Source organism: Streptomyces stelliscabiei (genome assembly GCF_014873495.1).
GTDB classification, from domain to species: Bacteria; Actinomycetota; Actinomycetes; order Streptomycetales; family Streptomycetaceae; genus Streptomyces; species Streptomyces bottropensis.
Window position 1 is genome coordinate 5,258,416 of record NZ_JADBGF010000001.1, and the last position, 13,619, is coordinate 5,272,034.

Genomic DNA, 13,619 nt, shown 5'->3' on the forward strand with positions numbered 1-13,619 from the left:
ATGGGTTCGGTTCGCGTAGCCGTCGTCGGTGTGGGCAACTGCGCCGCGTCGCTGGTGCAGGGAGTCGAGTACTACAAGGACGCCGATCCGGCGTCGAAGGTCCCGGGCCTCATGCACGTCCAGTTCGGCGACTACCACGTCCGTGACGTGGAGTTCGTCGCCGCCTTCGATGTCGACGCCAAGAAGGTCGGTCTCGACCTCGCGGACGCCATCGGTGCCTCCGAGAACAACACCATCAAGATCTGTGACGTGCCCGCCACCGGTGTGACGGTGCAGCGCGGTCACACCCTCGACGGTCTCGGCAAGTACTACCGCGAGACCATCGAGGAGTCCGCCGAGGCCCCGGTCGACGTGGTCCAGGTACTCAAGGACAAGCAGGTCGACGTTCTCGTCTGCTACCTGCCCGTCGGGTCCGAGGCCGCGGCGAAGTTCTACGCCCAGTGCGCCCTCGATGCCAGGGTCGCCTTCGTCAACGCCCTTCCGGTCTTCATCGCCGGTACCAAGGAGTGGGCGGACAAGTTCGTCGAGGCGGGCGTCCCGATCGTCGGTGACGACATCAAGTCGCAGGTGGGTGCCACCATCACGCACCGCGTCATGGCGAAGCTGTTCGAGGACCGGGGTGTCGTCCTGGACCGCACGATGCAGCTGAACGTCGGCGGCAACATGGACTTCAAGAACATGCTCGAGCGTGAGCGTCTGGAGTCGAAGAAGATCAGCAAGACCCAGGCCGTCACCTCGCAGATCCCCGACCGGGATCTCGGCGAGAAGAACGTCCACATCGGTCCGTCCGACTACGTGGCCTGGCTCGACGACCGCAAGTGGGCGTACGTCCGCCTCGAGGGCCGCGCGTTCGGTGACGTCCCGCTGAACCTGGAGTACAAGCTCGAGGTCTGGGACTCCCCGAACTCCGCCGGCGTCATCATCGACGCGCTGCGGGCCGCGAAGATCGCCAAGGACCGCGGCATCGGCGGCCCGATCCTGTCGGCGTCCTCGTACTTCATGAAGTCCCCGCCGGTGCAGTACTTCGACGACGAGGCCCGTGAGAACGTCGAGAAGTTCATCAAGGGCGAGGTCGAACGCTGACCAGGCGTTCGTAATGGGCTGTTGAGGGTCTCCGGGTCATGCGCCCGGGGGCCCTCCCCATATGTGAGGCTGGGCCCATGTCCGTCGTGCGCGACCTGCGCGTCCTGCTCCACCTTCGGGACTTCCGGCGTCTGCTGGCCGTACGTCTGCTGTCCCAGGGCGCCGACGGTGTCTTCCAGGTCGCGCTCGCCACGTACGTCGTGTTCTCCCCCGAGAAGCAGACGTCAGCGGCGGCCATCGCCTCCGCCATGGCGGTCCTGCTCCTTCCGTACTCCCTCGTCGGCCCCTTCGCGGGCGTCCTGCTGGATCGCTGGCGACGCCGCCAAGTGCTGCTGTACGGAAACCTGCTGCGCGCCCTGCTGGCGTCCGTGACAGCCGTCCTGATCCTGAGTCACGTACCCGACTGGCTCTTCTACGTCTCCGCTCTGTGCGTCACCGCGGTCAACCGTTTCGTGCTGGCGGGGCTGTCCGCCGCGTTGCCCCGGGTGGTGGACGCCGACCGCCTGGTGGTCGCCAACTCACTCTCTCCGACAGCCGGAACGCTGGCCGCGACCGCCGGCGGCGGACTCGCCTTCGTCGTTCGACTGGTGGGCTTCGACTCGGACGCCGCGGTGGTGCTTCTCGGCTCGATCATGTACCTGTGCGCGGCCCTCGCTTCACTGAGGATCGCCCGTGACCTGCTGGGCCCGGATCCGGAGTTGATGCCCCCTCGACTGGGTGCGGCGCTCGTCGGGACCGCGCGGGGTCTGACAGCAGGCGTGCGTCATCTTGCCGAGCCGGGGCGACGGCCTGCTGCCTGGGCGTTGGCGTCGATGACGCTGATGCGGTTCTGCTACGGCGCCCTGACGGTCATGGTGCTCATGCTGTGCCGGTATGCCTGGTCCTCGAACAGTTCCGGGGCCTACGGCTCCGAGGAAGGCCTGGCCCTTCTGGGTCTCGCCGTGGGGATCTCGGGAGCAGGTTTCTTCACCGCAGCGGTGATCACTCCTTGGGCGGCCGGGCGGTTGGGTCCGGACCGCTGGATCGTCGCCTGCGCCGCTGCGGCCGCCCTGTTGGGTCCGCCCCTCGGTCTGCCCTTCACGGAAGCGCCCATGTTGGCCGCGGCGTTCGTCCTGGGTCTGGTCACCCAGGGGGCGAAGATCTCCACGGACACGATCATCCAGTCCTCCGTCGACGACGGCTACCGAGGCCGCATCTTCTCCGTCTACGACGTCCTGTTCAACGTTGCCTTTGTCGGCGCCGCCGCAGCGGCCGCCCTCATGCTCGCTCCGGACGGTCGCTCGGCCGCCCTGGTGATCACCGTGGCCGTGATCTACGCAGCCATCGCTGTCGTCATGGCCCGCTTCGGGATGGCCGGACAGCGTCGGGGCGGGAGCGCCGATGTTTCACGTGAAACATCGCTCCCTCAGTGACTGCAGCCTCTGCCGATACGGAGACACAGCGACGCGGTGCGATGTTTCACGTGAAACATCGCACCGCGTCGCTGTCTGTCGTCAGGACACCCGTGGCGACTGGGCCCACCACTCCTTGAGCGCAGTCACGGCGTCATCGTGCGGCATCGGCCCGTTCTCCAGACGCAGCTCCAGCAGGAACTTGTACGCCTGCCCGATCGCCGGTCCGGGTCCGACGCCCAGGATCTCCATGATCTGGTTACCGTCCAGGTCCGGACGGATGGCATCCAGCTCCTCCTGCTCCTGAAGCTGGGCGATGCGGTCCTCCAGACCGTCGTACGCGCGCGACAGGGCATTCGCCTTGCGCTTGTTCCGTGTCGTGCAATCGGAGCGCGTCAGCTTGTGGAGCCGGTCCAGAAGCGGGCCGGCATCGCGCACGTAGCGGCGGACGGCGGAGTCCGTCCATTCACCCATGCCGTAGCCGTGGAAGCGCAGGTGCAGTTCGACCAGGCGCGAGACATCCCTGACGAGTTCGTTCGAGTACTTGAGGGCAGCCATGCGCTTCTTGGTCATCTTGGCGCCCACCACCTCGTGGTGGTGGAAGGAGACCCTGCCGTCCTTCTCGAACCGACGAGTGCGGGGCTTGCCGATGTCGTGCAACAGAGCGGCAAGCCTCAGGGTGAGGTCCGGTCCGGCGTCCTCCAGCGCGATCGCCTGCTCCAGGACGATCAGCGTGTGGTCGTAGACGTCCTTGTGCCGGTGATGCTCGTCCCGCTCCAGTCGTAGCGCCGGAAGCTCGGGCAGGACATGCTCGGCGAGGCCGGTCTCGACCAGCAGGCTCAGGCCCTCACGGGGATGAGCGGACAGGAGCAGCTTGTTCAGCTCGTCCCGTACCCGCTCCGCCGAGACGATATCGAGACGGCCCGCCATGTCGGTCATCGCCGAAACGACCTCGGAGGCCACCTCGAAGTCCAGCTGAGCAGCGAAACGCGCGGCCCGCATCATGCGCAGCGGGTCGTCGGAGAAGGAATCCTCAGGAGTGCCGGGGGTACGCAGCACACGCGCCGAGAGGTCTTCGAGCCCGCCATGAGGGTCGATGAACTCCTTCTCGGGGAGGGCCACCGCCATCGCGTTCACGGTGAAGTCCCGGCGTACGAGGTCATCCTCGATCGAGTCGCCGTACGACACCTCGGGCTTCCGCGAAGTCCGGTCGTACGCCTCGGAGCGGTAGGTGGTGACCTCGATCTGGTAGCCGTCCTTCTGCGCCCCCACCGTGCCGAAGGCGATCCCGACCTCCCAGAGGGCGTCCGCCCAGGGGCGGACGATCTTCAGTACGTCATCGGGGCGGGCGTCCGTCGTGAAGTCCAGGTCGTTCCCGAGGCGGCCGAGCAACGCGTCCCTGACCGAGCCACCGACCAGGGCGAGCGAGAACCCCGCCTCCTGGAAACGGCGTGCGAGGTCGTCGGCGACAGGGGACACCCGTAGCAGTTCACTCACCGCGCGGCGCTGCACCTGGCTCAGGGCACTGTTGTCTTCGTTGGCGTTCGGCACAACAGAAAAGGGTACGGGGCACCGGTGGCCCCAGTCGCCTCCATTGAACGTGCACAGGGCTTCGCGCAGGAGTATCCCTCACGGACCGCAGCGATACGTGCACATACAGGGACAGGCCGACCTCGCCGCCGATCTTGTGAAGCGGACCGCGGCACTTCCCCTCAGCGCACATCGTTACCATGCGTGGACGCACATTTCGACGACCACTGACGACGACTAGGGACGGGCGAGCGCGTGGCCGAGGCGGCAGACTTCCAGGGGACGAGTCCCTCACCTGCCCGCCGGTGGCTGCTGCGCACCGGGGCGCTGCTCGCCGGGGCCCCCCTGCTGGCCGGTCTGTTCCAGGTGCCCGCGGCCCCGTCCGCACAGGCGACGCCGCGCACTTCCCCGGCCGAGGCCACGGGGTCGAAAACCGTCGAGGTCTCCCTGGACTCGCTCAGTCCCAGCGTCCCCACCGACGGCGACACCGTCACCGTCTCCGGCACGGTCACGAACAAGGGCAAGCAGACGGTCACGAACGCCCACGTGGGCCTTCGGGTGGCATCGGCGGCCGTGACCGGCCGCTCGGCCATCGACGACGCGGCCAGGCGTAGTGGCTTCGACCAGTTCACCGACGGGACGGAGGTCGGCGGGAAGTACGTCGAGAAGTTCTCCGCGCTCGCCTCCGGTGTGGCTCAGCCCTTCACCATCTCGGTACCCGTCAAGGAGCTGGACCTCGACGAGGACGGCGTCTACCAGCTGGGCGTCTCGCTTTCGGGAAGGACCGCGTCCGCCCAGTACGACCAGGTTCTCGGGATCCAGCGCACGTTCCTGCCGTGGCAGCCCGACGAGGCCGGCACCAGGACGAAGACGACCTACCTCTGGCCGCTGATCTCCACCACCCATCTGACGGCCGAGACAGGTCCCGGTGAGCAGCAGACGCCCGTCTTCCGTAACGACGACCTCGCCAAGGAGATCTCTGCGGGCGGCCGCCTGGAGCAGATGCTGACACTGGGCAAAAACCTGGACATCACCTGGGTGATCGATCCGGATCTCCTGGCGTCGGTCGTCGCGATGACGGAGAGCTACCGGGTCCGGAGCGGGGACACCACCGTCGCCGGCAGGAACCAGGCCGTCGCCAAGGCGTGGCTGGCGGAGCTGGAGACCGCGGTTCAGGGCGAGGAGGTCATCGCTCTCCCCTTCGCCGACCCCGACGTCGCTGCGCTGGCCCACAATGGCAAGACGATCACGGGCTCCCTGAGCCGACTGAAGGGCGCCACCGATGTGGCCTCGGACACCGTCGAGAACATCCTCCGGGTGGTACCGGAGACGGACTTCGCCTGGCCCGTCAACGGCGCCGTCGACCCCTCGATCGTCAAGGTCGCCATCTCCGCGGGCGCCGACAAGGTCATCGCCCGCAGTGACAGCCTGCAGGAGAGCAGCCGCCTGTCCTACACACCCAACGCGGCCCGACCGATCGGGGGCGGCACCACGGCGGTGGTCGCGGACGCCCGGTTGTCGACAGCCTTCCAGGGCGACATGACGAAGGCCGAGCGTTCGACGCTGGCCGTACAGAGGTTCCTCGCCCAGAGCCTGGTGACCGACCTCCAGAACAACAAGCAGCGCAGCGTCGTGATCGCCCCGCAGCGCATGCCGTCGGCGAGCCAGGCGCAGACGATGGCGCAGGCCCTGACGGCGCTCCAAGGGGGCAACTGGTCGCAGCCCCAGGAGCTGTCCGAGGCCGCCGCCGCGAAGCCCGACCCGCGCGCCAGCACGACGATTCCGTCCGCCTCGGCCTACCCCAAGTCGCTGCGGAAGCAGGCGCTGCCCAAGTCGGCGTTCGAGGAGATCCACGCCACTCAGGCCGACCTCGACCGCTTCAAGGTGATCCTCTCCGACCAGTCCCGCGTGGTCACGCCGTTCGGCAGGACCATGGACCGGGAGATGTCCACGTCCTGGCGGGGCCGCTCCATGGAGGGGGCGGTCTACCGCAACAATGTGCAGTCGTACCTCAACTCGCTCACCGGCCAGGTCCGGCTGATCAGGAAGTCCGAGACGAAGCTCTCGGGCCGCAGCGCGACGATCCCCGTGACCGTGCAGAACAACCTCGTGCAGGGCGTCGGCAATTTGACGCTGCGCCTCAGGTCGAAGGCCCCCAAGCGCCTGCTGATCGGCGACAAGGCCTTCGCTGAGCAGTCCGTCGACATCTCGGGTGGACACAGCGAGTCGGTAAAGTTCACCACCAACGCCGCAGCCAACGGCAAGGTCGACGTCGTCGCCCAGCTCTACACCGCGAACGGCGAGAAGTATGGTGACGAGGTCGAGTTCACGGTGAACGTCACCGAGATCACGCCCACGGTCATGCTGGTCATCGCGGGTGGCGTCCTGCTCCTCGTGCTCGCCGGATTCCGGATGTACACACAGCGCAAGCGCGCGGCCGCCCGACTTGAGGCTGAGGGAGCGTCGACGGACGACGACTCCTCGGGAAGTGTCCCGACGGACGAGACCGCGAGCACCGAAGCGGTCTCAGTCGTACACACTGTCGAGGAGGAGACCCCGGCGAAGTCGGGGACGGACGAGCCGGAGCACCCGAGTGACCCGGCACCGGACACCGCTCCGGAAAGCGCCGACCCGTCCGGCACGGGTGAGAGAGTGGACCGTTGAGCGACTGTCGTGGCCGGTTGGCCCGGGGACGATGAGGTGGGGTAGGCATGAACGCGCCGTACGACGGTGACCGCGGCCAGGGCGCGGCCGACTCGGGGTATCCCGACGACGGCCAGCCGCCCGGGCCGGGCCAGGTGCCGCCGCAGCATCCCGCGGACATATACCTCCAGGACGCCTACGACCAGGACCCCTACCGCGCACGCGATCTCGCCGCCCAGGACCCTGTGGCCGAGGCGCTCTACGACCGTGCCGCGCACCCCCCGCCCGCTCCTGGTACCTACCAGCCGCAGCAGCCCCTCTACGCGCAGCCGTCGTCGCCGCAGTACGCACCCGACCCGCGTGTGTGGGCCCAGACGCCGGCCCCCGAGCCCGAGGGGCCGACCCGGCATCTGCCGTACGGAGACGACGCGCGCACGACCCAGTTCGTCGGCGTGGACGACCTGGTGACCCAGGCCGGCGAGGAACGCCACGAGCCGGACGCGTTCGCGCATCTCTTCCGCGACCAGCAGCAGAGCGGCCCCGTCCCCATGGGCCAGCCCTCCGTTCCCGGACCGACCCCTGCGCCGTCGTCCGGCACCGGCCGCGCGGCGTACCAGGAGCCCGCGCCCGCTCCGACGCCCCCGCCCGCGGCCGCGCCCACTCCTGCATCTGCGTCGAAGAAGGGCGGGCGGGCTTCGGGCCTGCTCAAGTCGAGCGCCGTGATGGCGGCGGGCACGATGGTGTCGCGCCTCACCGGCTTCATCCGTTCGGCGATGATCGTCTCGGCGCTGGGCCTGTCGCTTCTCGGTGAGTCCTTCCAGGTCGCCTATCAGCTGCCGACGATGATCTACATCCTGACCGTCGGCGGGGGGCTCAATTCCGTCTTCGTACCGCAGCTCGTCCGTGCCATGAAGGACGATGAGGACGGCGGCGAGGCGTACGCCAACAGGCTGCTGACCTTGGTCATGGTGATCCTGGGCCTCCTCACCGCGCTCGCCATGTTCGCCGCACCACTGCTCGTCCGCGCCCTGTCGACGCCACTCGCCACCGACCCCGCGGCCAATGACGTAGCCGTCACCTTCACCCGGTACTTCCTGCCCTCGATCTTCTTCATGGGCATTCACGTGGTGATGGGACAGATCCTCAACGCCCGTGGCCGCTTCGGCGCGATGATGTGGACCCCGGTCCTCAACAACATCGTCATCATCGTCACCCTCGGCGCGTTCCTCTGGGTCTACGGCAGCGCGGCCAACTCCCACATGACGGTCGAGAGCATCCCGCCGGAGGGTGAGCGGCTACTCGGCATCGGCATCCTCTTGGGTCTCGTGGTCCAAGCCCTGGCGATGATCCCGTACCTGCGGGAGACCGGGTTCCGGATGCGGTTGCGTTTCGACTGGAAGGGCCATGGCCTCGGCAAGGCCGCGATGCTGGCCAAGTGGACGATCCTGTTCGTGCTCGCCAACCAGGCGGGTGCACTCGTGGTCACCCAGTTGGCAACCGCGGCGGTCACTGAGACGAAGATCGCCGGAACAGGCTTCAGCGCCTACGCCAACGCCCAGCTCATCTGGGGCCTGCCCCAGGCCATCATCACCGTCTCGCTCATGGCCGCCCTCCTGCCACGCATCTCCCGCTCGGCCGCCGAGGACGACACCGGCGCCGTGCGTGACGACATCTCACAGGGCCTGCGCACCACGGCGGTCGCCATCGTGCCGATCGCCTTCGGCTTCGTCGCCCTCGGCATCCCGATGTGCACGCTGATCTTCGGTTCCTCCGGCACCGGTGCGGCCACCAACATGGGCTTCATGCTGATGGCCTTCGGCCTCGGTCTGATCCCGTACTCCGTGCAGTACGTCGTGCTCCGCGCCTTCTACGCGTACGAGGACACCCGGACCCCGTTCTACAACACGGTCATCGTGGCCGCCGTCAACGCGAGCGCCTCCGCGGTCTGCTTCTTCGTGATCCCGGCCCGCTGGGCCGTGGTCGGCATGGCGGCTTCGTACGGCCTGGCGTACATGATCGGTGTCGGTATCGCCTGGCGCCGGCTCAAGAAGCGGCTGGGCGGCGACCTGGACGGATCCAGGGTCATGCGGACGTACGCGCGGCTGTCCATCGCCTCTCTGCCCGCGGCGCTGCTGAGTGGCGCCGCCTGCTACGGCATCAGCCGGACTCTGGGGCAGGGTGTCGGTGGCTCGATGCTCGCACTCGCAGGGGGAGGAATCGTGCTGCTCGGTGTCTTCTACGTAGCCGCGCGACGCATGCGCATCGAAGAGCTCAACTCGATGGTCGGCATGGTTCGCGGACGGCTGGGACGCTGACGCGGGGGTACGCGCACAACCATCGTCCGCCGCCGCGTGTCGCTCATAGCGGCGGACTGTGGGCACAATTGGCTTCGGCGTGTCAGAGCGCTCAACGGATGGGGAGGCAGGAACGACGGTGGCGGAACGGAGCACGGCTGCCGTCGACGTGGCAGACAACAGCGGCGACAAGCCGCTGACCGCGCAAGCGGACCAGTCCACGGCCGACGGGGAGGCCCAGAACCGGGAGCGGGACACGGAGAGCTCGGCGAGCGAAGAGGCACATGGGAACGGCGATACCGAGAGCCCTTCGCAGACGACACCGCCCGAACTGCACAGCGGCCACAAACTCGCCAGGCGCTACCGCCTCGAAGAGTGCGTCACCCGTCTGGACGGTTTCAGCAGTTGGCGTGCCGTGGACGAGAAACTGCGTCGCGCGGTCGGGGTGCATGTCCTGCCCGCCGATCACACACGCGCTCGTTCCGTGCTGGCGGCGGCCCGGTCCTCGGCGTTGCTGGGGGACCCCCGCTTCGTCCAGGTACTCGACGCCGTCGAGGAGAACGACCTCGTGTACGTGGTGCACGAATGGCTGCCCGACGCCACGGAGCTGACGGCGCTGTTGGCCTCCGGCCCCCTGGAACCGCACGACGCGTACCAGATGGTCACGCAGGTCTCACACGCCATGGCCGCCGCGCACCGTGAGGGCCTCGCGCATCTACGGCTGAACCCGAGCGCCGTGCTGCGTTCCGCCTCCGGGCAGTGGCGCATCCGCGGTCTCGCGGTGAACGCGGCGTTGCGAGGAATCGGTTCGGACACCCCCCAGAGGACGGACACGGAGGCGATCGGCGCACTGCTGTACGCCGCCCTCACCCAGCGCTGGCCGTACGAGAACGACGCGCACGGCCTCTCAGGGCTCCCCAAGGGCGTCGGGCTCATCGCGCCCGACCAGGTCCGTGCGGGCGTCCACAGGGGCCTGTCGGAGCTTTCCATGCGCGCGCTCGTCAACGACGGCGCCACCGCTTCCCGCCATGAGACTCCGTGCACGACGCCGGAGGAGCTGGTGAAGGCTGTCGGAGAGATGCCGCGCATCCGCCCGCCGGAGCCCGCGTTCACCGCGCCGCCCGACTACCAGCACACCACGTACCAGCAGGGGACGTACGGCCGTCAGGCACCGCATCCGGGTCTCACCCAGCCGATCCAGACCCCGCCGCCGCCGCTGCAGAGCCGAACCGGCAAGGCCCTCAAATGGGCCGTCTCCGCGCTGCTGATCGCCGCGCTCGGTCTCGGCAGCTGGCAGCTCGCCGACGCGCTCATGAACAGCAGGGGCCAGTCCAGCGAGCCGGACACCAGCCAGTCGGCCGACGGCAACGACAAGGGCACCGACAAGGCCAGGCCCATCACGGCACTCGGCATCAAGGACGCCGCGGAGTACTACCCGGACGGCAAGCCGCAGCACGCCAACGACGCGAGGCTGACGTACGACAACAGCTCGTCGACGTACTGGCGGACGTACTCCTACACCGACGGCCCCACATTGGCGCCGTTCAAGCAGGGCGTCGGCATCGTCTACGACCTGGGCTCGGCCAAGGAGGTGTCGGCGGCCTCGATAGGGCTGTACTACACGGGCGACCACACCACGGCCACGCTCTACGGGGCCGACTCCCTGTCGTCGTCCGCTCCCCTCAGCTCCATGACGAAGATCGCCACGAACAGGACGAGTGGCACGGACCTGAAGATCTCCGCCAAGAAGCCGGTGAAGACCCGGTACGTTCTCGTGTGGCTCACGGATGTGCCCTACGCGAACCGTGACCAGTTCAGTGGCGCCGGCTACAAGCAGGCGATCACCGACGTGAAGTTCACGGGCTGAGAGCTCACCGAGAGAGGGGGTCCGATGGCGCCCAGCGCTGATCACAGCGAGGTAAGCGATCAGGATCTCCTGGCCCGCCACGTGGGGGGCGACCCCGAGGCCTTCGGTGAGCTTGTACGGCGACACCGGGACCGGCTGTGGGCGGTGGCCCTGCGGACGCTCGGAGACCGTGAGGAGGCCGCGGACGCCGTCCAGGACGCGCTGGTGTCCGCCTATCGGGCCGCCCACACCTTCCGTGGCCAGGCGGCCGTCACGACCTGGCTGCACCGCATCACGGTGAATGCCTGCCTGGACCGCGCCCGCAAGACGGCCTCGCGCAAGACGTCGCCCGTCGACGACACCGAGCGGCTGGAGCAGCTGCTGGAGCCGCACGAGTCGGCTTCCGCCCCGGCCGAGCGCAACGACCTGCACCGCCAGCTGCTGGAGGCCCTCGGCACTCTGCCACAGGATCAGCGGGCGGCGCTCGTCCTGGTCGACATGCAGGGCTATCCGGTGGCCGAGGCCGCGCGAATTCTCGACGTACCGACCGGCACCGTGAAGAGCCGTTGTGCCCGTGGCAGAGCCAGACTCCTGCCGCTGCTGACCCATCTGCGTACGGATGGTGAGAGCAGCGGCAAAAAGTCGGGGCGTGGAAGGAACCGGGCGCAGGGGACATCCGTCCCACCCGCAGCGGGACCACATGAGGCAGGGCCAAGCGATTCAGCTGCTGTGAAGGGCGGAGGTGGGCGAGCGTGACATCCACGACCGACACGGCCGGACACCCCGACGTCGAGGAGATCTCCGACCTCAGCGAAGGGCTTCTCCCTCCGTCCCGCACCACGCATGTCCGGCAGCATCTGGACGAGTGCCCGCTCTGCGCCGATGTGTATGCCTCCCTGGAAGAGATCCGCAGCCTGCTCGGCACCCTGCCAGGACCACCTCGCATGCCCGACGACGTGGCAGGGCGGATCGATGCGGCCCTGGCAGCCGAGGCTCTTCTGAACGCCACGGCACCTGAGCGGGAGACCAGCGCGGAGCCCGTCGCAGCCGAGATCTCCCACACGGCCCGGGGGGAGGAGGCCACCACGCATGTTTCACGTGAAACATCGCCGACAGGGGATCGCCCTGTCGGTCGTCCACGCGCGTCCACCGGCCCAGGCCGTATGAGCAAGCGGCGCCCCAAGCGTCGTACGACGGTCATCGGTGCTGTGTTCGCGATCGCGGCTCTGGGCTTCGGCACCGTCCTCGTCCAGTCGGGCGGCGGGAGTGACGGCCCTCCTACGCGCGAAGCCGCGACCGCGGCTCCCTCGACCTTCTCCGGCGTCAAGCTGGAGAAGCGTGTCCAAGAGCTCTTGGGCGAGACCAAGACCGAGAGCTCGCCCAGCCAGGAAGCCTTCGGCACCGCGACCACGCCGGACAAGAGCAGGAACACGGTCTTCAAGACCGAGGTGCCGGTCTGTATCGCGAAGGGCATCGGCGATGTCACGGGGGCGATCGCTTCCGAGCGCGGTACCTACCGGGGAGCCGACGCCTACCTCGTGCTGCTGCCCGACCGCTCCGACGACTCGCACGTCACCGCTTATGTCGTCGACGCCTCCTGCTTGGACAGAGCTTCGGATCCCGCCGGGGACGTTCTCCTGAAGCACTCCTACGCTCGCTCCTGAGGACTGTCTCTCGCGCTGTGGTATGCCTTGCATCCCTCTGCGGCTGTGTGCCGTCTCCGTGTGCCCGGACACACCGGGAATGCGCGCCCCTTAGGATCCGTTGGGTGGGGTGAGAGTTTCGAGAGCAGCTCCCGCCGGCAGTACGCAGCAGTCTCCAGAGACGAGGAATCAAGCCGTGAGCGACGTCCGTAACGTGATCATCATCGGCTCCGGGCCCGCCGGCTACACGGCGGCGCTCTACACCGCGCGCGCGTCGCTGAAGCCGCTGGTATTCGAGGGCGCCGTCACCGCAGGCGGCGCGCTGATGAACACCACCGAGGTGGAGAACTTCCCCGGCTTCCGCGACGGCATCATGGGTCCCGACCTCATGGACAACATGCGTGGCCAGGCCGAGCGATTCGGTGCCGAGCTCATTCCGGACGACATCGTCGCCGTGGACCTGAGCGGCGAGATCAAGACCGTCACGGACACGGCCGGCACAGTGCACCGCGCCAAGGCCGTCATCGTCACCACGGGCTCCCAGCACCGCAAGCTCGGGCTGCCCAACGAGGACGCGCTCTCCGGCCGCGGTGTCTCCTGGTGTGCCACCTGTGACGGGTTCTTCTTCAAGGACCAGGACATCGCTGTGATCGGCGGCGGGGACACGGCGATGGAGGAGGCGACCTTCCTCTCACGCTTCGCCAAGTCCGTGACCATCGTCCACCGTCGGGACACGCTGCGCGCCTCCAAGGCGATGCAGGATCGCGCGTTCGCCGACCCGAAGATCTCCTTCGTGTGGGACAGCGAGGTAGCCGAGATCCAGGGCGACCAGAAGCTCGCCGGGCTGAAGCTGCGCAACCTCAAGACGGGCGAGACCTCCGAGCTGCCGGCCACGGGCCTGTTCATCGCGATCGGCCACGACCCGCGCACGGAACTCTTCAAGGGTCAGCTCGACCTGGACGACGAGGGTTATCTGAAGGTGGCCGCACCGTCGACCCGGACGAACCTGACCGGTGTCTTCGGCGCCGGTGACGTCGTCGACCACACGTACCGGCAGGCGATCACCGCAGCCGGCACCGGCTGCTCCGCCGCCCTCGACGCCGAGCGGTACCTCGCCGCCTTGGCCGACGGCGACCAGGCCGCCGAGCCCGAGAAGACCACCGTCTGACCCCCGTCCGCCCCACCGCAC

Annotated in this window: 9 protein-coding genes; 8 read left to right on the top strand and 1 reads right to left on the bottom strand. The window is 68.2% G+C overall.

Annotated elements, in window-relative coordinates; genetic code table 11:
- Positions 1–1,083: an inositol-3-phosphate synthase gene (locus H4687_RS23175; RefSeq protein WP_046913179.1), complete on the top strand. Its 1,083-nt coding sequence runs from the start codon at positions 1–3 to the stop codon at positions 1,081–1,083.
- A 77-nt stretch (positions 1,084–1,160) separates the two neighbouring features.
- Positions 1,161–2,495, top strand: a complete 1,335-nt coding sequence (locus H4687_RS23180; RefSeq protein ID WP_046913180.1) for an MFS transporter — start codon at positions 1,161–1,163, stop codon at positions 2,493–2,495.
- An 81-nt stretch (positions 2,496–2,576) separates the two neighbouring features.
- Here H4687_RS23180 and H4687_RS23185 read toward each other — a convergent pair whose 3' ends face one another.
- Positions 2,577–4,025, bottom strand: a complete 1,449-nt coding sequence (locus H4687_RS23185; RefSeq protein ID WP_046913181.1) for a CCA tRNA nucleotidyltransferase — start codon at positions 4,023–4,025, stop codon at positions 2,577–2,579.
- A gap of 234 nt (positions 4,026–4,259) precedes the next feature.
- On the opposite strand from H4687_RS23185, the gene H4687_RS23190 reads away from it, so the two are divergent.
- The 6 genes from H4687_RS23190 (at position 4,260) to trxB (ending at position 13,598) form a co-directional block, all read left to right on the top strand.
- Positions 4,260–6,668, top strand: coding sequence for a DUF6049 family protein (locus H4687_RS23190; protein ID WP_046913182.1), 2,409 nt, complete (start codon positions 4,260–4,262; stop codon positions 6,666–6,668).
- A 47-nt stretch (positions 6,669–6,715) separates the two neighbouring features.
- Positions 6,716–8,962, top strand: a complete 2,247-nt coding sequence (gene murJ / locus H4687_RS23195; protein WP_046913183.1) for a murein biosynthesis integral membrane protein MurJ — start codon at positions 6,716–6,718, stop codon at positions 8,960–8,962.
- Between the two features lie 118 nt (positions 8,963–9,080).
- Positions 9,081–10,808: a protein kinase family protein gene (locus H4687_RS23200; RefSeq protein WP_046913184.1), complete on the top strand. Its 1,728-nt coding sequence runs from the start codon at positions 9,081–9,083 to the stop codon at positions 10,806–10,808.
- A 24-nt stretch (positions 10,809–10,832) separates the two neighbouring features.
- Positions 10,833–11,543, top strand: a complete 711-nt coding sequence (gene sigM, locus H4687_RS23205) for an RNA polymerase sigma factor SigM (RefSeq protein ID WP_046913185.1) — start codon at positions 10,833–10,835, stop codon at positions 11,541–11,543.
- Entirely contained in the window at positions 11,540–12,451 is a 912-nt protein-coding gene (locus tag H4687_RS23210) for an anti-sigma factor family protein (protein ID WP_046913186.1), read from the top strand. Before sigM ends, H4687_RS23210 begins: the two co-directional genes overlap by 4 nt.
- 175 nt (positions 12,452–12,626) lie before the next feature.
- Positions 12,627–13,598 carry a thioredoxin-disulfide reductase gene (gene trxB, locus H4687_RS23215; protein ID WP_005482960.1) on the top strand — a complete coding sequence of 324 codons (972 nt, stop codon included), beginning with the start codon at positions 12,627–12,629 and terminating at the stop codon, positions 13,596–13,598.
- Positions 13,599–13,619: the final 21 nt, after the last annotated feature.

Coding starts and splice junctions, on each gene's coding strand:
- murJ (WP_046913183.1), top strand. CDS start 6,716: ATGAACGCGCCGTACGACGGTGACCGCGGCCAGGGCGCGGCCGACTCG.
- sigM (WP_046913185.1), top strand. CDS start 10,833: ATGGCGCCCAGCGCTGATCACAGCGAGGTAAGCGATCAGGATCTCCTG.
- H4687_RS23175 (WP_046913179.1), top strand. CDS start 1: ATGGGTTCGGTTCGCGTAGCCGTCGTCGGTGTGGGCAACTGCGCCGCG.
- H4687_RS23180 (WP_046913180.1), top strand. CDS start 1,161: ATGTCCGTCGTGCGCGACCTGCGCGTCCTGCTCCACCTTCGGGACTTC.